General features: G+C 41.6%; 17 protein-coding genes. 1 reads left to right on the forward strand and 16 read right to left on the reverse strand.

Annotated features, from left to right (window positions below; all coding sequences use genetic code 11):
- Positions 1-12 precede the first annotated feature (12 nt).
- The 16 genes from wecC to CWE13_RS04900 all read right to left on the reverse strand — a co-directional run bounded on the left by wecC (position 13) and on the right by CWE13_RS04900 (position 20,091).
- On the reverse strand, positions 13-1,212 hold the full coding sequence (gene wecC / locus CWE13_RS04825; RefSeq protein WP_126806421.1) for a UDP-N-acetyl-D-mannosamine dehydrogenase: 1,200 nt from the start codon (positions 1,210-1,212) through the stop codon (positions 13-15).
- Between the two features lie 22 nt (positions 1,213-1,234).
- Positions 1,235-3,361 (reverse strand): bi-domain-containing oxidoreductase, encoded by a 2,127-nt coding sequence (locus tag CWE13_RS04830; protein ID WP_126806423.1) that lies wholly within the window; start codon positions 3,359-3,361, stop codon positions 1,235-1,237.
- A 22-nt stretch (positions 3,362-3,383) separates the two neighbouring features.
- Complete coding sequence (locus tag CWE13_RS04835; RefSeq protein ID WP_126806425.1) at positions 3,384-4,160, reverse strand: AglZ/HisF2 family acetamidino modification protein; 777 nt, start codon at positions 4,158-4,160, stop codon at positions 3,384-3,386.
- A 2-nt stretch (positions 4,161-4,162) separates the two neighbouring features.
- Positions 4,163-4,783, reverse strand: a complete 621-nt coding sequence (gene hisH / locus CWE13_RS04840) for an imidazole glycerol phosphate synthase subunit HisH (RefSeq protein ID WP_126806426.1) — start codon at positions 4,781-4,783, stop codon at positions 4,163-4,165.
- Positions 4,780-5,913: an N-acetyl sugar amidotransferase gene (locus CWE13_RS04845; protein ID WP_126806428.1), complete on the reverse strand. Its 1,134-nt coding sequence runs from the start codon at positions 5,911-5,913 to the stop codon at positions 4,780-4,782. The genes hisH and CWE13_RS04845 overlap by 4 nt, the downstream gene beginning before the upstream one ends.
- A gap of 158 nt (positions 5,914-6,071) precedes the next feature.
- On the reverse strand, positions 6,072-7,112 hold the full coding sequence (locus CWE13_RS04850) for a glycosyltransferase family protein (RefSeq protein WP_126806430.1): 1,041 nt from the start codon (positions 7,110-7,112) through the stop codon (positions 6,072-6,074).
- Between the two features lie 806 nt (positions 7,113-7,918).
- Positions 7,919-8,887: a hypothetical protein gene (locus CWE13_RS04855; RefSeq protein WP_126806432.1), complete on the reverse strand. Its 969-nt coding sequence runs from the start codon at positions 8,885-8,887 to the stop codon at positions 7,919-7,921.
- 170 nt (positions 8,888-9,057) lie between these two features.
- Positions 9,058-10,185, reverse strand: coding sequence for a glycosyltransferase family protein (locus CWE13_RS04860; RefSeq protein ID WP_126806433.1), 1,128 nt, complete (start codon positions 10,183-10,185; stop codon positions 9,058-9,060).
- Positions 10,186-10,356: 171 nt separating this feature from the next.
- Positions 10,357-11,514 (reverse strand): TDP-N-acetylfucosamine:lipid II N-acetylfucosaminyltransferase family protein, encoded by a 1,158-nt coding sequence (locus tag CWE13_RS04865; RefSeq protein WP_126806435.1) that lies wholly within the window; start codon positions 11,512-11,514, stop codon positions 10,357-10,359.
- Positions 11,514-12,959, reverse strand: a complete 1,446-nt coding sequence (locus CWE13_RS04870; RefSeq protein ID WP_126806437.1) for a lipopolysaccharide biosynthesis protein — start codon at positions 12,957-12,959, stop codon at positions 11,514-11,516. Before CWE13_RS04870 ends, CWE13_RS04865 begins: the two co-directional genes overlap by 1 nt.
- A 199-nt stretch (positions 12,960-13,158) precedes the next feature.
- Positions 13,159-14,028: a glucose-1-phosphate thymidylyltransferase RfbA gene (gene rfbA / locus CWE13_RS04875; protein ID WP_126806439.1), complete on the reverse strand. Its 870-nt coding sequence runs from the start codon at positions 14,026-14,028 to the stop codon at positions 13,159-13,161.
- A 13-nt stretch (positions 14,029-14,041) separates the two neighbouring features.
- On the reverse strand, positions 14,042-16,372 hold the full coding sequence (locus CWE13_RS04880) for a polysaccharide biosynthesis tyrosine autokinase (protein WP_198677894.1): 2,331 nt from the start codon (positions 16,370-16,372) through the stop codon (positions 14,042-14,044).
- Positions 16,373-16,399: 27 nt separating this feature from the next.
- A complete protein-coding gene (locus CWE13_RS04885; protein WP_126806440.1) occupies positions 16,400-16,870 on the reverse strand; it encodes a low molecular weight protein-tyrosine-phosphatase in 471 nt (156 codons plus the stop codon).
- A gap of 16 nt (positions 16,871-16,886) precedes the next feature.
- Positions 16,887-18,044, reverse strand: coding sequence for a polysaccharide export protein (locus CWE13_RS04890; protein WP_126806442.1), 1,158 nt, complete (start codon positions 18,042-18,044; stop codon positions 16,887-16,889).
- A 159-nt stretch (positions 18,045-18,203) separates the two neighbouring features.
- Positions 18,204-18,713: a transcription/translation regulatory transformer protein RfaH gene (gene rfaH, locus CWE13_RS04895; protein ID WP_126806444.1), complete on the reverse strand. Its 510-nt coding sequence runs from the start codon at positions 18,711-18,713 to the stop codon at positions 18,204-18,206.
- Between the two features lie 211 nt (positions 18,714-18,924).
- Entirely contained in the window at positions 18,925-20,091 is a 1,167-nt protein-coding gene (locus CWE13_RS04900) for a nucleotide sugar dehydrogenase (protein WP_126806445.1), read from the reverse strand.
- Positions 20,092-20,313: 222 nt separating this feature from the next.
- Between CWE13_RS04900 and pgi the strand changes: the two genes are divergently transcribed.
- The gene (gene pgi, locus CWE13_RS04905) at positions 20,314-21,846 is read left to right on the forward strand and encodes a glucose-6-phosphate isomerase (protein ID WP_126806447.1); all 1,533 of its coding nucleotides are present in this window, start codon (positions 20,314-20,316) and stop codon (positions 21,844-21,846) included.
- Positions 21,847-21,897 lie beyond the last annotated feature (51 nt).

The following is a 21,897-nucleotide window of genomic DNA, read 5'->3' on the forward strand; positions in this document are numbered from 1 at the left end:
CACCTTAATAATTTATCTATTGACAGTTACGCCACAGAAATCTAAAACTTTCCCTGAAACTTTCAAATGCTTAAATTCATTATGCGCAACTAAATAGACCACGATATCAGCGCTGATCGCAGCATTATGGTAATCCGTTAAGACGATGCTTTTATGGCGCTTCAAATTTGGTTCTACCGCCAAAACGTCTGCGTTATCTCTTACAAGCGCCTGAAACACTTCTAAAGCAGGTGATTCCCGCAAATCATCGATATTCGGTTTGAAAGCTAAGCCCATACAAGCAACGGATGGCGCTTTACCTCTCTCTTCGGTAAACATCATGACTTCACGTAAAATTCGTTCTATCACCCACTCAGTTTTATAATCATTAATTTCACGGGCAGCGCGAATTATACGCGCATCTTCACCACCAGCGTGGACAATAAACCATGGGTCAACAGCGATACAATGCCCGCCTACGCCGGTTCCAGGCTGAAGAATATTTACTCTAGGGTGGCGATTCGCTAATCGAATCAATTCCCAAACATCAATTTGGAATTTATCACATAGAATTGAGAGTTCATTCGCAAAGGCGATGTTAACATCCCGGAAGCTGTTCTCCGTAAGCTTAGCCATTTCAGCGGTACGAGCATCAGTTACAAGAACATCACCTGATACAAAAGTCCGATAGAAATCGGCAACTTTTTCCCCTGACTCTTCGGTAAGACCACCAACGATACGATCGTTTTCCACAAGCTCACGCATAATATGGCCTGGGAGAACACGTTCAGGACAGTGAGCAATGAATAGAGACGAAGTATCAACACCCTCATCTTTTAAAACTTCCTCAACTTTCTCTGTTGTTCCAACTGGTGAAGTTGATTCTAAAATGACGATATCACCCTCTTTGACAACACCTGAAATCGACCGAGTCGCTGCAATTACATAGTCGATGTTTGGTACGTGACCGTCATGAAATGGTGTGGGAACCGCAAGAATAAACACATCAGCAGGTTGAGCTTTTAAAGATGCGCTTAACTGTTTACTCGCAACAGCTTTTGCAACGTAGGCATCGAGCTCAGGTTCTACAATGTGAATATTTCCATTGTTGATAACTTCGACGACTTCTGGGGCGACATCAATACCAAGAACACTGTAACCATGATTAGCTAATAGTGCTGCTGTCGGAAGGCCTATATAACCTAATCCGACAACACAAATACTCTTTGTCATATAATATCCAATACTATAAAGTTTAACTGCGGATTTGCTCAGCTGCTTCAATCGTCGCACGAGCAACTTCGAACAACTCTTCTACCGAAATAGGACTTGGTGTGCCGCTTTTTATCGCTTCCAAAAATGCGCTTACACAAGCACTTTGACCTTTATCTTGCCGCCATAAGTTCATTTTCTTAAAGTTTGGCCAGCCAAACCCTTGAAGCTTGCGGAAGTTATTAAGTTGTAATACACGCCCTGAGGCAAACACTTCAACTCGCTCTTTAGGGAAACTATTTGCACCGTTAGCAAAATAATGGATCGTGGCTAAGGAACCATCTGCAAAACGGATAGTAATCGTCGCTTTGTCTTCGGTAGTCTCTGAACTTTCCGTTTTACCCATGCTTTGTGCTTGAACCGAGACAATCGGAGAGCCAGTTAAAAAACGTGCTAAATCAATAAAATGACAAGCTTCGCCAATAATCCGTCCGCCGCCCACTAGTTCATTCTGTGTCCAATGATTATCTGGAATGGAGCCTGCATTCATGGTAAGTATTAAGGTTTTGGGCTGCTTAACTGAATCGAGCAATGTCTTCATTTTCTGAATTTGTGGAGCAAATCGACGATTAAATCCCACCATCAACATGGGCTTATCAGTTAGTGCCTGATACGCGTCTTCCAATTCGGATAACTCTTGAGAATTTATAGCCAAAGGTTTTTCGACAAAAGTATGCTTACCTGATTCAAGCGACTGTTGAACGAATCGGGCATGGCTGTTGTGACGCGTTACAATAGCGATGGTATTTACTACATCACTCGCTATTAATTCGTTTGTATCTGTTGTTGTTTCTTTGAATCCGGCTTTCTTACCATGAATAACGCCGTTCACGCCACCCGACGTGGCGATTGAATATAATTGAGCATTTGCTTTTTTAAAAGCAGGGATAAGCATCCGTGAGGCATAATTTCCTGCACCGATGAACCCTACAATTGGTTCGCTAGGCAAGCAACTGACATTTGTATTCAAAGTGACTTTGGTTATCTTTCTAGTACTTACATCATGTGAATAGTTTAAAAGGATACCCAGCGCTGCCTTGTCATGACTAAGAACGTCATAGGCTCCTGCTGCGTCTTCAAATTCGAATCGGTGGGTAATCAACGGCTTCACGTCCAGTTGACCGGACGACATCATATCTAAAATTGCTTCAAAGTTGCGTTGCTCTGTCCATCGTACAAAGCCTAACGGATAATCATGGCCAGCCTCCTCATAGCTTGGGTCGTAACGGCCTGGTCCATAAGAACATGAAACTTGAAAGCTCAATTCTTTTTCATAAAAGTCCGCACGATTTAGCTCTAAACCTGTGACACCGACAAGAACAATACGTCCGCGCTTGCGGCTCATACGAGCAGCTTGAGTTACCGGATCTGATGAACTGGTTGACGCTGTAATAATGACGGCGTCAATACCCTTTCCACGACTAAATGCTAAACCTGCTTCAATAGGATCCTCACCACGACCCGGATTACATATTTCTGCACCAAACTGTTTCGCTAACTCCAATTTGCCATCGTCGAAATCAATCGCGAGAACTCGACAACCATGTGCTTTTAAAAGTTGAACAGTAAGCAAGCCAATTAAGCCTACGCCGGTTACAACAATCGACTCACCGAGTGTTGGCGCAGCTAGGCGGATGCCTTGCAAGCCGATACTTGCAACAACTGTAAAAACAGCTTCCTCATCTGAGACATTATCAGGAATTTTCGCGCATAAATTTTTTGCGACACGAACAATATCGGCATGTGGTCCATTTGAAACGACACGTTCACCGATTTTAAAACCTGAGGCTGCGCTGCCTACTTCGGAGACTATACCTACATTACAATAACCAAGTGGTAGAGGTTGCGCCAATTTCGACTTGACTGCGTCAACAGTTGTCATTAAACCGTCTGTTTTGACTTTATCTAGAACCATTTTCACTTTTTCCGGCTGCTGCCGTGCCTTATCAAGCATTGATGCTTTTCCGAAATCAACCAAGCTTCTCTCTGTCCCTGCAGAAATCAAGGTTATCTTCGTATCAATGAGTACCGCACCACGGGTAGCCGAAGGCGCTGGTGCATCAACAATCTCTGTGGCACCCTTCGCCATATCTTGTAGTATTTGCTTCATAAAAATGTATAGTCCATATAGTTCAGTCAACTGTGCCTGACAGTATATTCAGCTTTTCTGTCGCGGTGGGATAATTAATCAGCACAGCTTTATATTTTCCCTTAAACACAAATATACTACCGGCAGCAGCACCGATAATTGGATGCGCCCGCACTAAATTCTTGATATCATTATAATTGCTTGCACCACCGACTGCAGTAACCGGTACGCTAACTAAGCTTTTTACTTTATTAATAAGGTCAAGATCATAGCCTTTCATTACGCCATCGTTATCAATAGAGTTGATAACGATCTCACCAGCACCAAGCTCTTGTACCTTCTGTGCAAATTCAAACGCACAGACTTTCTGATTGACTTTGCCGTTGGATGTATAACAATCGTACTTCGCGCCAAACATACGCTTCTTTACATCCAGTACTACAACTACGCTTTGCCTGCCGACACGCTCAGATAATTCAGTTATTAATCTTGGCTTTTCAAATACTATAGAGCTCAAAGCCACTTTTTCGACGCCAAGGCCCAGTATACGATGTGCCTGCTCAATAGTTTTAATGCCGCCACCATAACACAATGGCATACGGCACTCGGTTGCTAAGTTTTCGATCATCTTATAATCGGGCTCGCGACCTTGTGCAGACGCATCAATATCAATAACTATAAGCTCGTCCGCTTCTTTCTCGTTAAAAATTTTTACCGCATTAATTGGATCACCAACATATTTAGGGTCTCTAAACTTAACCGTTTTTACTAAGCCTTTGTCGTGTACCAGTAACACAGGAATGATTCTGGGGAATAGCATATTTATAGCTCTGCGAAATTTCTAAGTAGGGCGACACCATTATGGTGACTCTTTTCCGGATGACATTGAATACCATGAACATTGTCATGGTTAACAATACACGCATAATCAAAACCGTAATTCGCTGTAGCCACCACATCTGCCGAATCAGCGCACTCGAAATAGTATGAGTGTAAAAAATAAAACCGTTTGTGGTCATCCAGATTATTCACGAGCGCCGATTCCTTGACCGGTAAGATGCTATTCCAACCCATGTGTGGTAATGGATGTTTCAGCGCAACATTCTCATTTGGGTAACTAAAACGTCTAACAGTACCATCAATCCAACCAAGGCCAGTACTGGTTCCTTCTTCACTGCTCTTAGCCATCATTTGCATACCTACACAGATACCAATCACCGGAACTTTTTGCTCAAGTACCAATTGATCCAAACAGTCACGCAAACCGGATTCATTAAGCATCTGCATTGCATGATCAAAGGCTCCAACGCCTGGAAGAATTAGCTTTTTTGCGCACTTTAATTGCTCAGGGCTTGATCCGTAACAAACGTCTATATTCAGTCGTTTGTAGGCATTTGCGAAGGCTTTGATATTACCAAGGCCATAGTCAACTATAGTAATCATCGTTTGATGGATCTCTCTACGCCTAAAAATTTGAGCATCTTAGCTCCAAAATCAAATAACGTCTGTTGGTTCTTATAGTCTCTATAGGTCTTGTTAGGCTGATCAAAGTATTTCTGTAACTCTTCAACACTGATGCCCAACTTTGTCGCTATGTACTCGAAATCATGTTTAGCATCTGCATCAGAAATTACTGGTTTTTTTAATTTTTCCAAAGCTTCTTCACGTGTCATTTGACCTGTTAAAATCAGACTGGAGTATTGAACTTTACGCGTATCGTAACCAAATTTTTTAGGCAACCAATAGCCCTCATAAAACTTCGTAAAACGACTTTCAAAATGCTTTTGCGGATATGGTATCCAGCCGTACTCATCAGCTAAATCCTGCATAGCCTGCTCTTTAATATAGGGGAAATAATTTAACGGTTTAACCACCTGTACTTTACGTATATAGCGTAAATAAACCTTGTGTCGTAATACTGAACTAAATGGATAAGTCTTCATTGGATTAGTTCCGAACCGCCGACGTATATCACGAATTTGTGCCATATCAGTCCCGTAGTAAATCCACTCCAATGGATTCCGTACGCACTCCGTGGATATATTACCCCCATTTAAGATGTACTTAATTTTATATTTAGCAGCAAAATTGTATAAGGTAGCAACAAACGCATGATCTTGTGGAACATCTATATTAGCCACACCAGCTTTAAAATATGCTAATTGGAAATCTTTCATTTCTTCCCAATTAATAACTTCCGTATACAAATCAAGGCCAAGTTTTTCTATCATTACATTGATATTGTTAACAGCGATCTGCGAGTTCCAGCCGCCATCGACATGAAACACTAATGGCCGCAAGCCGTACTTCTTTACCGCCACATGTAAAAGGTAGGAGCTGTCTGCACCGCCGCTCATCCCAATAATGCAATCAAAGTCACGCCCCTTACCATCTTCCTTGATTTTAGTAATTATCCTTTTCAGTTCGGCATCTCCGCGTGCATCAGTGTGCCAATTGGGTCTTACATTTTTATCAAAATCGATACAATGATCACAGACGCCATTCGCGTCAAAAGTTATTTCTGAATCTGTTGTGTCCATAACACAACGAGAACAAACTTGAATATCCTGCATTAAAACCACCAAGTATTAAGATATTAAATCTTTAAAAAAATATAGAAGACTGAAAGGATTTTACTTCTATCTATAAACAATTCTGCTTAATTCAAAAAAAATTAACGGTGAAGTCTATTTTCCAAAAAATACGCGTACCTTCCGTCTTCCATTAAAACTCAAATCAACGCGTCTCGTAGCGCTTTTGCTTCGCCAGAATATATAAAATTCTTTACGTCACATTTGACAACGTTCCTTCTACACGCATCGACATTAGTAGGATTCAGCATTTCCACCAGAGTACTCAGTTCTATTGACTCATTAACAACTAAACCCGTACTGTGTGCTCGAACAAAAAACTCATCACCTGAGTCTTCAAGAACGACAATAGGCTTTCTGAAGTACTGGCTTTCATAAAAGCGATTAGTTTTCGCCCACAAGGCGTTATAGTTTTTCTTTGCTTCCGAAAATGGTTGGTAAACCGCCCAAACAAGGTCGACCTCAGAATATATCTTTAATAAGTCATTCGGCGATTTATACTCACCGAAAAAAAATACATTTTCTAATGAAGTTATTTTTTCAAATAATTCATCTGATAACATCCATTTACCAGCAAGGTGAATAGTGAAACGATTTGGATAATTTTTAGCAAGACTAAAGAGTGTTTTTGCACTCCAGTCACAACGTAAGACACCGAAATAACCGATGGTTATAACATCAACCGTCCTTACATTATTGGATGAAGAAAGAACACTCGGCATAAGTTCCTGATCAAGCTTATTTTCGATTATCAGGTGGTTAACGTGCAATCCTAACCACTTCTGATAATATTCCGTGTAGAACTTAGGTGCTGTAACCACAAGCAAATCAACTTTAGCGATAACAACCTTCTCAATCTTCCTCAAAATAGTGCTAACTACGCCTGAAGCAGTTTGTATATCTCGTATATCACCAATCTCAATAACTCTTTTTATTGGTATGCCTATAGTTGCAAGCCTTGTTAAGATTCCCAAGTCGAGCTCAAAGGAATATATAACAGTGGCCAATTTCGCTTGCTGGCGTATTTTCCGTATACTTTTTAAGTACATAAAAATACGCTTCAAATACCTGCCATTTTCTATCTTACCTAGACTCTCAGATGAACAATCAGGAAGCCGGCCTTGGTGATAATCTCTTTCAAAATAGAACGCCTCTACACTAAAGCCTTCTGCTTTAAGCATTGAAATTCGCTTCGAATACCTTGGCTGCCCTAAAACGGGGAGAATAAATAAGGTGTGCATAGTACTTAAGACATCCTGAATTCATAAATAAATACAACGCTAATGAAGAAATCTAAACACTATCAATTGAGGTACATGTTAGATCTAGATTCCCACAAATCGTTACAACAGTTGCTCTGCAATTGACCTATAACAATACTATTAAGTTGCTTAAAGCCAAATATCATGTTTTAACTTGTTTTCTTTTCAAATAATTGCTTAACTTTTCGCTAATCTAAGGATGTAAGCTACATCCTCCAATTGTAAATTGTCGTGATCATCTATCTACGCTCTGATTTTCACACCGCTTAGATGAACCGTAGAATGCAGCGAAATATGAGTCAGAACGTAGACGTGGCTCAGGAGCGCATTTATTTTGGCCGGCTTTGGAACTCCTATCCAACGAGATCGTATGTTAACTCATTGAAGTACAATTAAAACTTGAACTAATGTATCGAAACTTTTCCAAATTGCTGTTATCGTTTGGCGCTTCAATCGAGCTTTAACACTCCTTCAGCTGGAGTTTTAATTTTATTGGAGGCTGGATTATCACCCCCAACATATTTTTGAATACAAACTTCTCCCAGAGAACCAACAAAAGCTAGCATCGCATCATTCCCATGCGACAGACCGACCAATAACTAGTGGTAGAATTGATTTTTTAGGTGATAATTTAAGTTCACTACATGTAGTTCGCCAACCTCCTTTCGACCAATACGATGCTGTAGCGTTGCTATACTATCTCAACTTAAAAACTCAAATCACTATCATCGGATCTTTACGAATCGATTCTTAATGTAAATAAGATAAAAAACAATACCAATAGCCATTTGGAAAGGTAACTTTAACCTTGAGTGCCCTATTCCTGCCAAATGAATTGAATATACAACAGCATGTGCTAGAAGAAACAATATTAAAGCTTTCTGCTCTTTACCGAGAGAAGTAAAAAGCCTAATTATTCCGTTATAAGTTTGTTTGGGATTAAGAAGCATTACAAACATCATAATAAAATAAAGTGACTGGTGGAGAATTCTAATCAAGTCATGGGCCAAGCCAAGTTCGGAAGCTCCACTTCCAAGTAGACGTTGAAACAAAGAGGTAGGCAGTGGGGTAAAGACATAGGTCAATAAAGCTCTCATAGGCGATGAATCTTCCTGTGCGAGAATACTTCTGTGTTGATTATCAGTGACGCTTAAATATTCCATATAACGAAGATAAGACTGAAAATAGTCAATGCCGAAGTATAGAATAATCAATGACAGCAACCCGAGCATTAACAGCGCAAAGGCCCCAGAATAAGTCTTGTGTGATTTCGTATCAATCAAATAAAATACTGCTAACGATATTAATAGCACAAATGCTATCAATGGCCGAAGTGTCAATAAAGCAACTAACCCTAGCGCGATGCCTAAAATACTTTTGCGCCGTAGCCCGTCAAAGACAAGTAGCGCCGAGAAAATTATCGCCAAATCTCTTAAATTCACATATGTCATTGCAAAGATAAAAGGGCAGCTTGCCAATAAAAAAATAGACAGCTTTCCGTCATCAAAAATTCTAGCGATGTAAATTAGAACAAAGCTAGCGAAAATTATATTTATAAATCGAAGTGAATAATATCCGGCGAAGTCGTAATTAATTATTAGATAGTTCAACGAGTGCCACAAGCCACGAGCATCTCCTAACAGATTAAAATCCTCTGAGTTAATGTATCCGAGCTCATCGCTAACGAATGACATTTCTATACTTCCTAGCATAGATGTCTCGAATATATAAAATATCGCGAGAGCACTACCCGCACCCATAATAATGATTACACTTAAAATTAGGAACGAATAACTTCGTATACTTCGTGTTTGGTTCGACAGTATCGAAATAACAAGTAAAAATGTTAGTGATATAACTATTATCATAGACGTGTCTTGTCTTTAAATAACGAGCCGTAGATAGATATGAAATTTTCTTTCTGAGTCTCTACACTGTCATTATAATCACATTTAAATGTACTGAGTTCTAGTTTCGATTTCACAGTTTCTATGTCTTCAAATCCATCCACAGCGACGCCACCTCCGTAAAATTCCGATAGAAAGGATAGTGACTTGTTATCATCATTAAAAATAAATGGTTTACTATATTTAAATGATAAATAAAATCGATTAGGTGCACAAAGGTTATTATTTAAAGTCATGCTATCATAGAATATGAGAGAGTAATCAACTAAACTCCATACATTACCAAGATACATTGACGGGATTGGACTTAATACTAATACATTTTCGTGTACATTTAATCTTACTTCTTCCTTGGAGCCTGGAGATAGGATTACGAAAAAGTAGTCGTTTAACTTACCTATTGCCGTATACAGAAGATCTGATCTTCGTGCCTCATTGACAACCCCCTGATGTAAAAATACCCCTTTATATTTTTGCCTCGCAGAAGCTAAAACATTAGCTAGATTTTCAAAACTAAGAACAGACTGTTCCGAAAACGGTGTAATAGAATGATATGGGCAAAGATTATCGAAAATGAAGGAATATTTAGTATGAATATCCATCTCATGTTTAAGAAACGACCTTCTCATAGAATTAGCAAATAACACTACGTCTGCTTTCTTCAAAGCTAGCTCTTCAATTTTTATACCAATAGACTTTTTCGGATATGAGTTGGGAAGTTCGTGATCATCGTAGACAATATATGAGCGTTTTATTAAAAAACTCATTATAACAGCAAGAGGAGCTGTTGCATTATCATGGCAATGAATTATATTTGGTCGCACTTTTATAGCAATTAAGAGACATGTGAGCCAAAATATCATCGCATTAATTGGTCGTAAAACTTTTATACCTCTGAAAGGCGACTTTATTGTTATCAAGGAAACATTCGAGGGTAAATTCAAGTCAGTGATGTCACCTTCATTTGGAAAATTAACAACGGTGATGCATGATTCTTCGAAATTCTCAGCTAATAGAGAAATTTGATTTAAAACCCTCGTATCTTCACTTAATTTAGTTTTAATTAAAACCAATATTTTTTTCATCTAAACAGTTCGATTAATAGACTTAATCGTCTCCTTTAGTCATTGACCTCGTTGATTAAACCACAGAACAGGCGAAAAATATCGATATGATAAATAGTTTTAAGTCAAAATATAAGTCCCGTCTTAACTTAAACCATTTTTAAAGAAAGCTAGTCTCAATAATCAGTTAAGTTACTCTCTGAATTCTAGCTCTTCCAAAAGAGAGCGAGTCTTTTCCTTGAAAACATCGGGATTGAAATGATCTAAAACCACTTTTCTATTCAATGAAATTTCTTCTTGAGTCAAAGGTAACTCTAATTTATCCGGTTCAGCTTCAAGCTCATCAAGTGAATTGATTAAAGCACCTCGTTCTAACCACTCTTTATATAAAGGGCTGACGGAATTCATCACTACTCTGGCACCTAATGCCAAGGCAAAGACGACATTTGCCCCCGCCTGTTGTCGACGATGATTGAGAATTACGTGGCTGCAAGTTGAGATCAAGAGCAAATAATCTTCTACAGGAACAAAACGCTCAAATGGTTTATATCTCTCACCAAAATAATTCTGACCAATAGCGTTTAGCCAGTTTTTATACTCTTCATCACCATAAGCTAATGAGACAATGATATCGAAAGATGAAAACAAGGATCTTCGATTGATTAATTCGAAAACTTCCAAGTGATTATTTGAAGGTGTCGCAGAATTACCGATGAGTACGCTAGTTCGCTGTACCGAATATGTATCTGAATTTGCAATGAAATTCATTAAAATCTCAGATGACGAACCATAATTCCAATCCATAAATTTAGGCAGAAATGGCTTGTACCTACTCATTACCATTTCGTACTCACTATTTAGAACAGGGCAAAAAATATCCACTCGTCTCATTTTTAATAGCTTTCGCAACTTCAGTATACCGAATTTCATTGCGATATATTTAACACCATTAAACGAAAAGAATTTCGTAAATGATAAAGTATATTCTTTTGGAATAGGAGCGCTTGCTTCGGTGCTTTCTTCAAATAAATCTAATCTATTAGGGAAAATTAAATCATAATAATCGTACCCTAATCCAACCCAGACAACTCTTTGGTGCCGTTTCTTATATCGTAGTATTTTTAAACGATTTCCTGATAAACCATGAATTACCCACACATTAAATTCAGCAAGACGCTGAATATTTTCTTTATTGAGTTCAAATTTAACAGGGTTAATGGCGTCTAGGCTTTCGGGAATATCCCGTTCCCCATCATAAAAATAGGTACTTGCACCTGGCGCTACAGCATCGAAACTTTGATATGCGCCATGAATGAATTTGGGATCACTAAAGATATGTGCAATTTTCATTAACTAGAAGTTCTTTTATTTTTCTTAAATATTCTGACAAGGAATAAAAAATCGTCTTTTCGGAAAAGGAAGCTGATGAAAAGATAGGTAAAGCCCATCAGCGGCAGTACAGCAAAAACCATGGAGAAACTTGCTATTTCAAAAACGTGATAAACAACTACAGCGAGGAGTGATATCATCACTGCAAGCGCCAGATGAGCACCGTAATCCCTAAACTGTTCCTTAACCCCATAATCAATCAACTTACTTGAGTAATAACTATTAGGTAGATAGGCCAGCATCGAGCTTACAACCTGTCCAATAAGCAGTCCATACACACCCCAGCGATAGCTAATCAGAATGATGACTACAGCAACAAATTTCTTAATTATCTCGAGGTACAAAAATAGATCCGAACGCCCCTTTACTTTCAAAATATTCAAATTTATTGTATTCAGCGGGTAAATCATCGCCGCAATACACATCAGTTGTAAGTATGATGCTGCAGTAAACCATTTATCAGGCAAGAAAATCGCAAACAAAGGCTCTGTCATCACCGCTAAAAACAACATAGCCGGGAATAGCAAAAATGTAGATACGCTAATCACACGGCTATAGCCTCTCCGCAAGTTTTCATCATCATTCTGTAATTTCGAAAGTGCGGGATACGTCACCGTCTGGATGGACATGACTAACTGTTGAATAACCAACTGTTTTATCTGATGCGCAAAATAATATAAGCCGGCAATAGTAGTAGAAAATAATTTAGCAACGACTAAGACATATAAATTTTGGAAGATAGTATCTAGTACACCTGAAAGAAAAAGCTTGTAGCCAAATCCATACATTTCTTTAAGAGTCGGAATCGAAAAATCTCTAGTTGGGCGCCAACCTTGTACTATCCATAGAAATACTGTTTGTAACAGAGCCGCCAATAACATTTGTCCGACTAGGGCCCAAACTCCCCATCCCAAGTACGCTAAACCAATAGCAGCTATTCCTGAGATAGTACTTGCCGGCAACACTGCTTTAACCTGAGCCTTAAAGTTTAATGCTCTACTTAAGCTTGCTTGCTGAACCACCTGAAACGCATTTATGATTATTGATAAAGCCGCGATTCGAATAAGCAGCACTAACTGTGCTTCGTCATAGAATCCTGCTATAAATGGCGCAGTCAGGAATAACAATAAATATGCAAAGACACCAAGCGCAATGTTTGCAAAAAAGGCCGTGTTGTAGTCAGTTTGCGTAACATCAGGCATTCGGATTAGAGCTTGATTGAATCCCGATTGCATAATCGATGATCCTAACGCTAAAAACACGGCCATCATTGCCACAAGTCCGTACGCTTCAGGCGTTAGGAAATATGCCAATATCAGTGTTACGAATATTCCTATCCCTTTTCTCGCTAATTGCTCGAAAAAGTTCCAAAGGATTCCTGATGAAGTTCTTTTTGCTAGAGACACTATTGTATATTGGCTAGTTGAATTATTTTAAGGAAAAAGCTATATGCTTTCATTTCTGTAGCCTTAACTCGAACTACCGACTAATACACATGAATCAGATAGGAGGTAATGTGAGGGGACTATTCAACATTTATTCAATGACGGAAATCAATTTGCTTGAGTTAATTCAAGCATCATTACAGGAAGTGATTTTTAAGTCTCACGAACGTCTTTTTAAACTCAAAATATACTGACCATATCCATTCTTTTGTAAGTCCCTTCCCGTCGCTTGTAGCTCTTCCCAAGTAAGCCAATTTTGCAAATAACCGATTTCTTCCAAGCATGCAATCTTATAGCCTTGCCTTTTTTCTATAGTTTCCACGAATTGTGCAGCCTCTAATAAGCTTTCGTGAGTACCTGTATCAAGCCACGCAAATCCTCGACCAAGTTGTTCAACTTTCAGATCACCACGTTCCAAATAAGCTTGGTTTATTGAAGTGATCTCAAGCTCGCCTCTCTCTGAAGGCTCTACTTGTTTAGCTATTTGAATAACGTCATTGTCATAAAAATATAGCCCAGTAACCGCATAATTTGATTTTGGACTACTAGGTTTTTCTTCAATAGATATTGCCTTTTGATCACTATCAAATTCAACGACTCCAAATCGTTCAGGATCTTTTACTTGATAGCCAAAAACTGTAGCTCCGGTATGTATTGATGAGGCTTTCTTCAATTTTGGGCTAAACCCTTGCCCATAAAAAATATTATCGCCAAGTACCAAGCAAACGCTATCTTCACCAATAAAATCTTCACCGATTATGAAAGCCTGGGCTAATCCATCGGGGCTTGGTTGCTCTGCATAGCTTATTTCAATACCAAATTGAGCACCGCATTTTAAAAGCTTTTTAAAGTTCGGCAAATCTTCGGGAGTAGAAATGATTAGGATTTCGCGAATACCAGCCAACATTAAAACTGATAGTGGATAATAAATCATGGGCTTATCATAAATAGGTAACAGTTGCTTTGATACGCCCATGGTTATTGGATACAAACGTGTACCAGAACCACCCGCTAATATAATTCCTTTCATCTAGCTTTCCTAATTATGATTTCGTACTCTCATACCCGTACGAATAGTAACCATAGCTACCATAACCATAAGAGCTTCGAGCCGTTTTTTCGATGCCGTTCAAAATAACGCCTTTAATCTCAATACCCGCTTTTTCAAAGCGTTCAATGGTGAACTCTACTTCTTTTACTTGGTTTTTCATAAAACGCGCTACAATCAAGTTTGTACCTGCATAACGGCCTACAATGGCGGGATCGGTTACCGCCAATATCGGTGGAGTATCAATGAGCACCATATCGTAGTGCTCATTGGCCCAATCGAGTAACTCAGAAAAACGCTTATGCATGAGTAATTCAGAAGGATTTGGCGGTACTGTGCCACGGCAAAGAAAATCAAGGTGCTCTATACCACTCGCCGCTATCACTTGCTCGCGTTTACTGCGCCCTGCTAATAAATCAGAAAGGCCTTGTTCGTTTGGCAAATTGAAAGTGGTGTGCATGTAGCCACGGCGTAAATCGGCATCGATTAACAGCACTTTCATACCCGCTTGCGCTAGAACTACCGCTAAGTTGGAAGTAACAAAGGTTTTGCCTACTTCAGGGCTTGGGCCAGAAATCATTACTGTTTTATTTTTAGCCTCTAACATAGCGAAGTGCAAGCTAGTGCGCAGTGAGCGTAGTGCCTCTATCGCATTATCTTCTGGGTTATCCCGAGCAAGCAATAAAGTATTGTATTTTTGCTTCTGTGCTTGTTTAAAAGCTTTACCACGGCTGCGCTTAATGGCCAGCTTCATCTTCTCTTCAATTTTAAGCTGCTGCTCAGAAAGCGGCACCGATGCATATACCGAGATACCTACATCTTCTAGTTCTTTCGGCGTTTCAATACCACGGCGCACGAAGCCCAAAACAAATGCTACACCAACACCTAGCATGCCACCCAAAATAACAGCTAACGCTAGAATAAGAAGCTTTCGCGGTGCCACTGCATTTGGCGCTACACTGGCATCATCAATAATACGCACATTCCCTACCGTACCGGCCCGCAAAATATTCATTTCTTGGTTACGGTTTAGGAGTTGCAAATAAACCTGCTGGCTTACTTCTACATCACGAGTTAAGCGCAGTATTTGCTGTTGCGCTTCCGGCAGTTCACCAATTTCACCGCGCAGTGCTTCTCGTTCTTCCTGAAGCTGCTCGCGCTGTTCGGTAAGTGCACGGTAGTTCGGGTGGTTGGTGGTATACAAGCGCGATAATTCAATTTCACGAATGGAAAGTTCATTTAAGCGCTGGTCGATTTCCACCATTTGCTGCAATACCCGCTGGGTATCAAATTGAATATCAACCGATTCATTCGCTAGGCGGTAGGCATTCAGTTCATTTTCTGCCGCTTGTAGCTCTTGTTGAATACGCGGCAATTGCGCTTCGATAAATTCCTGGCTACGCTCAATTTCTGCTGCATTGCGGCGAACATTCTGCAATAAATATTCGTTGGCTACTGCACTTAACGCTCGCTGAATTTCTTGGCGGCTAGTGCCTACCATGCGTAAATCAAGAATACCAGTTTGTCGGCCGCGTTCACTCACGGTTAGTGCATTTCTTAAGCTATTTATCGCACTCAATTGAGTACGCTGCGCTACAAAAAATTCGGTATCGGGGCGTGCATGTAAATCGCTTACGCGCATGACTACTCGGCCAAATGCTGTTTCGGTATCTATGTTGGCGCCACTTTCACCTTCAAGCACGAGCTCATTTTCAAGCCAAACCGAAAACTTCGCGCCGTGGCTTGTTGTATCGCCCACCACAAAAGTAAGTTGCTGGCCAAGTAACGATTGCGGTAGCCGCATCTCCGCGAACTGTAACCGTTCACCACCCCACGCATTGGCGGTAAAAATGCTAGCATCATTCGGCTCACTGCCGCGATAGCGCCGCGCCACCCATTCGCCAACGATTGGAAAATAATTCGGTTGCACACTAATATCGAGGCGCAGTTGCTCTACTACTGTTCCCAATACCATGCGCGAGCGCAAAATTTCGATTTCCGTAGGCGCGGTTGAGCCCTGCTCAAACATTTCACCGAGTTCGCCCAAACCTGGGAAGCCACTATTTTTCGCTTCAATTTGAACCAGTGCATCGGCCTGATAAGTAGGGGTTGCCAATGTACCATAGGCCAACCCCAAAATAGCTGCAGCAGCTGTACAACCTACCACCCACCATTTGAAATCCATTAACGTGGCAAATAAACGGCTTAAATCTATTTCATCGTTGTTTGCGTTTGTGGCTTGGTTCATCATTTGCCGCCTCGTAGTACCCGATGGGCTTCCTACTTGGCTTTGCGGTTGGTTTTGCACCTGATTTTGTTCAGACATTTATCTCTTCCGGCTAACTTCTAAATTCTATTTAAGTTTATTTGCCCACAACATGGTGTTGCGTTCAATCAATTTATATATTTGTTCGAATACCTCATCGCTTTTGCGATAAGGATCTGGAATATCTTTATTACCTTCGCGCTGAGCATCCCATTCGCCCAGCAGCATGGTTTTCGCGAGCGCCTCGGGGAAACGTTTGGCAATATCATCGCGGTGCCGCTTTTCCATCACGAGAATTAAATCATGATTACGGCCCAATTCTGATGTGAACTGCGTTGCTTCGTGAGCACCGCAAATTAATCCATGTTTTTCGGCAATTTCCCGTGCCTGGCTATTCATTTCTTGGCCACGCTCATTGCCGTTTTCATCGGTATTTACCATGGCATACAGCCCAGCAGACCGAATATGCTTATGCGGTAATTCTCGTTGCAACAAAAACTGCGCTGTGGGTGAGCGGCAAATGTTACCAATGCATACGATTAGAATCTTATCAAACATGGTTAGTGTGTATCATTTAGTTGCCCACTTCATTACTAGTACGCGATACCTGATACAAACCGGTTACCGTAGGCATAATTAAACTAATAACGCGGTTCCAGCGCGCTACTGGCGCTGCCGTTACAAACACGATATCACGTGATTGTAGTTCAAACTGATCGGCTAGAATATACGAAGTGGCTTCCTTTACATTTAACCGGTATACATCCACAACGTAACTCGAACCTTCTGGTGCCTCACGAAACACGAATATTCCGCTGGCATCGGCTCGTTGCTCAGCAACACCACCGGCTTCGGACAATGCTTCGGCGAGTGTCATGCGCGAACGATTCACTGGCACTGAACCCGCTCGGTTTACTTCACCGAGTACAAAAACTTTGTTCACATCGTTGCGCTCAACATGCACCACATCGCCGTGTTGCAGTAACGCATTCTGGGTAGTATCACCACGGGTATATAAATCTTGCAGTGAATAACGATGTTCTTCGCCATCGCGGCTTAAAACCACGTTACGCCAATCGGCCATTTCTGTAATACCACCCGAACTATTAATCGCATCGAGTAGTGTCATGGGCACGTTCGTTACCGGCTGCGTACCTGGCTGTTTTACTTCGCCCGTTACATATACACGTTTACTGCGGAAAGCCGCTACGGTTACATCCACTTGCGGATCTTCAATATATTCTGCTAACCGCTCAATAATAAGTTGCTGGATTTCGGTTACGCGCAAACCATCAACATGAATACGGCCAATGTAAGGGTAAAAAATGGTGCCATCGTTGTGCACCCAGTTGCCGGCTTCTGCGGCACTACGTTGTGAACCAGCGGGAATGGTAAGCTCTGGGTGATTCCAAACGGTAATGGTGAGTACATCACCACGGCCTACGCGATAATCGTAGTTGGCGCGTTCACGATCTAATGCTGCATTGGCTTCTGGCGCTTGCCGTGGTGCGCGTAAACGGGCTATTAATTCGGGGTTGATCGAGTGTAATACAACTTGATCTTCTAAGCTTTCGTTTGCCGAATCAGGCATCATTTGCCCGCCCATGTGGCTGCCTGGTGCAAACACACAGCCCGACAACATAATAACGCTGGTTGCGAGCGCTAAGATATTTTTGATGCCATTGGCTCGGCGGGTAGCTTGCAACGAAGAATTAGAAAAATGAGAAAGCATATTAGTTACCTGTAGGTTCAAAAAAACGCGCTTAAGGCACGCTACCGCCCATGGGTTACGGGCCCCAATTGCCCTTTTCTTATCGCAAATTCAAGCTCGTGTGTTGCGTTCAAGCTGCTTTTTCACGTTTCTGTATAGTGAGAGCAGCGAAAGCGACAACTAGGAAACTTTTAAAATATCCATTTCATCAACTGATATTCGTTGCTGTTTCCCTAGCATATCGATTAATACAAAACACCGTGTTTCGCTATCGGCAATATCATAAACTGCTTGCAGGCCCGAAAATGGGCCTGTGGTAATTTCTACTTTTGTACCTGTTTTATACAGGCTTTCGCAGTTGGAAACACCCTGAGCATCCTCATAGCATTGAGTGCGCTCTTTTAGCAGCGCTACCACACTTGCAGGTACTTTTGCGGGATAACCGCCGAAACGCACAAAACCACTCACACCGCGTGTGCTACGCAGTGCTGTGTAGTTATCGTGTGCGAGGTCGATGTGAATAAAAAGGTAGTTTGGAAACAGTGGTTCCAGAACGGCTTGCTTTTTTCCACGTAAACGCTTTTGTATTTTCCAGCGCGGGCAGAATGTATCGAAACCTTGGTTCGCAAGGTGCCATTCGGCGCGTGTTACTTCTTGCGCTTTGCAATGCAATAAATACCAAGATTCCATAAATCTTAATAATCCCTATTCTTCTGCGTTCTTTGTTATTCTTATTTTCTTGCTTATTCGCTATTTTTATTCGTTTTTTAGGTGCTTTTTTAGCACCTACTTTACACGTTCTTATCGCTATGGACTTTACGCCCTCATTGTACGTGAGGAGCTTTCCCTGTAAAGCCATTTCATCGAACTTTTATTACATCACTATTGCAAACCATTGCATTTAATCAGTATTAAATAGATCTCGAGTATACACTTTTGCAACAACATCGGAAAGTTCAGGTGCATTTCGATTAGATACAATAACATCACTCATACGTTTGAATTCTTCGAGGTCGCGAATCACTCGGCTATTGTAGAATTTATCTTCCTGCAGCTCCGGCTCATATACCACTACTTCAATGCCTTTCGCTTTGATGCGTTTCATAACGCCTTGAATCGCCGAAGCGCGAAAATTATCCGACCCGGTTTTCATGACTAAACGATATATACCAACAATATTCGGTTGCTTTGCGATAATGGCATCGGCGACGAAATCTTTACGGGTACGGTTGGCATCGACAATAGCGCGCATGATGTTTTGCGGCACTTCTTCATAGTTTGCTAACAACTGCTTGGTATCTTTGGGTAGGCAATAGCCACCATAGCCAAAGCTTGGGTTGTTATAGTGATTACCAATGCGCGGATCTAAACTGACGCCTTGAATAATTTGCTTCGAATTTAAACCGTGCGCTTCAGCATAGGTATCGAGTTCATTAAAGAAAGCGACACGCATCGCTAAATAGGTGTTGGCAAAGAGTTTAATTGCTTCGGCTTCGGTGCTATCGGTAAAGAGTACATCGATATCTTGTTTTATGGCGCCTTCTCGAAGCAAGTTAGCAAAGGTTTCGGCGCGTTCAGAGCGCTCGCCAACAATAATGCGGCTGGGGTAAAGGTTATCGTAAAGCGCTTTGCCTTCGCGCAGGAATTCCGGTGAGAAAATTAAGTTTTCGGTATTAAATTTTTCGCGGAGTTCTTGGGTGTAGCCCACAGGAATAGTTGATTTGATAATCATTACTGCATTTGGGTTCGCCGCTATTACTTGCTGAATCACCGATTCCACCGATTTGGTATTAAAGTAGTTGGTTTGCGGATCATAATCGGTAGGTGTGGCAATGATAACGAAATCAGCATCTTTATACGCTTCATCGCCATTGGTGGTGGCATTTATATAAAGCGGTTTGTTTTTGAGAAAATCCTGAATTTCCTTATCAGCAATAGGCGATTTTTTGTTGTTAAGCAAATTTACTTTGGCTTCAACAATATCTACTGCGGTAACGTGGTGGTGTTGAGCGAGCAACACGGCATTCGATAGCCCAACATAACCAGTTCCTGCTACGGCGATTTTCATCTGCGTTCCTTGTTTGTTCTCGATTGTTGCTATTTTTCTACTTTCCCGCGTGTGCGGTTCGAATCAATACTGAATTCTAAAGCAAGGCGCTGCATTTTGTCATGTTTATGTGATAAATTCATTGCACTTGTTTGTTTATGTAAGCTTTATTTATCAATTCTTTGCGAAATGTAAGTATTGAAGCTTTACCACCGTAATTATTACGAAAGGATATCGGCTGCCATGAAAGCACAAAGCCCTCTTCTACAAGTTGCCTGCAATGGTTTGATTTTCGATTGGAGCTACCAGTTTACTAGCCCAGAGACTATTGCAGAGTTTGCTCGGAAGCGTTTGCCTGCGGATTTTGATAAGCAGCGCGATGCGTTGCTGAATGGTAGTTATATGAATGTATCGGAGGGGCGTGAGGTGAGCCACGCGCTTTCTCGCAGCCGCAATTCGGTGTTGCGTTGTACGGGTGCGGTTTCGAATAATGGTGACGAATCGAAGTTTGCGCGTACTGTGCGCCGGTTGCGTTCGGGTAAGTGGCTGGGGGCTTCGGGTAAGCCGATTAAGAGCGTAGTGAATATTGGTGTGGGCGGCTCTGATTTGGGGCCGTTGATGACGAGTTTTGCTTTGCGTGAGTTTGCGCAGGATATTCAGCAGCATCAGTTGAGCACGCATTTTGTTTCTTCGATGGATGGTGGCCAGCTTTATGCGGTGCTGCCGATTTGCGATCCAGAGACGACGCTTTTTATTATTGCTTCGAAATCTTTTGGCACTAGCGATACCTTTGCCAATGTGGAAACGGTGAAGGTGTGGGTGCAGGAGCATTTTGCCCGTTTGGGCGGGGAGCTTGCCAATCAGTGGGAAGCTGCGTGGTTTGAGCATCATGTGATTGGTGTTTCCGCGAATGTGCAAAAGATGACGGACTACGGTATTCCGCCGGCGCACCAGTTGGTGTTTGAGGAATCGGTTGGCGGACGGTTTTCGATGTGGAGTTCGATTGGGTTGGCGATTGCTACCACATGTGGCGTACAGGTGTTCCGGCATTTGTTGGCGGGTGCGGCGATGATGGACGAGCATTTTGCGGAGGCGCCGATTACTGAGAATATTCCGATGTTGATGGCGTTGTTGGGTGTGTACAACCGTGAAGAGCGCGGGATTAATAACCTGGCGATTTTGCCTTACGATGGGCGGTTCCGGCATTTGCCTTCTTATTTACAGCAGTTGGATATGGAATCGAATGGAAAGCAATACACGGCGAGCGGTGAGCCGATTAATACGCCTACGGCGCCGATTGTTTGGGGTGGTTTTGGGCCGAATGGACAGCATGCGTTTTTTCAGCATTTGCATCAGGGGCACGATAAGTTTGCGGCTGATTTTGTGTGTGTGTTGAATCGGAATGCGCCGAATTTTTCGGAGGGTGTGGTGGCTGCGTTGGCGGAACAACAGAAACTTTCGGTAGCGAATTGTTTGGCACATCGCCGGTTGATGGCGTTTGGTGAACAAAGCGATGAGGCGGAAAAGCATTATCCGGGCGGACACCCTACTTCGTTGTTTGCGTTAAGTGAGTTAACGCCGGAAACCTTTGGTGCAATTATTGCGGCTTACGAACATAAGGTTTTCGTGCAGGGCGTTATATGGGGTTTGAATTCGTTTGACCAACCTGGCGTAGAGCAAGGCAAGAAAGTGGCCGTTTCGACCTTACGCCGCATCAAAGGCGAAAGCGACGAACACTTCGATGCTTCCACCGACAAAATCATCTCGATGCTTTAGAAGTTGGGGTCAGTGAGGTGAAGCTCTGGCACTTAAGAAGCCCCCAGCTAG

Source organism: Aliidiomarina shirensis, from assembly GCF_003987345.1.
Taxonomy (GTDB): domain Bacteria; phylum Pseudomonadota; class Gammaproteobacteria; order Enterobacterales; family Alteromonadaceae; genus Aliidiomarina; species Aliidiomarina shirensis.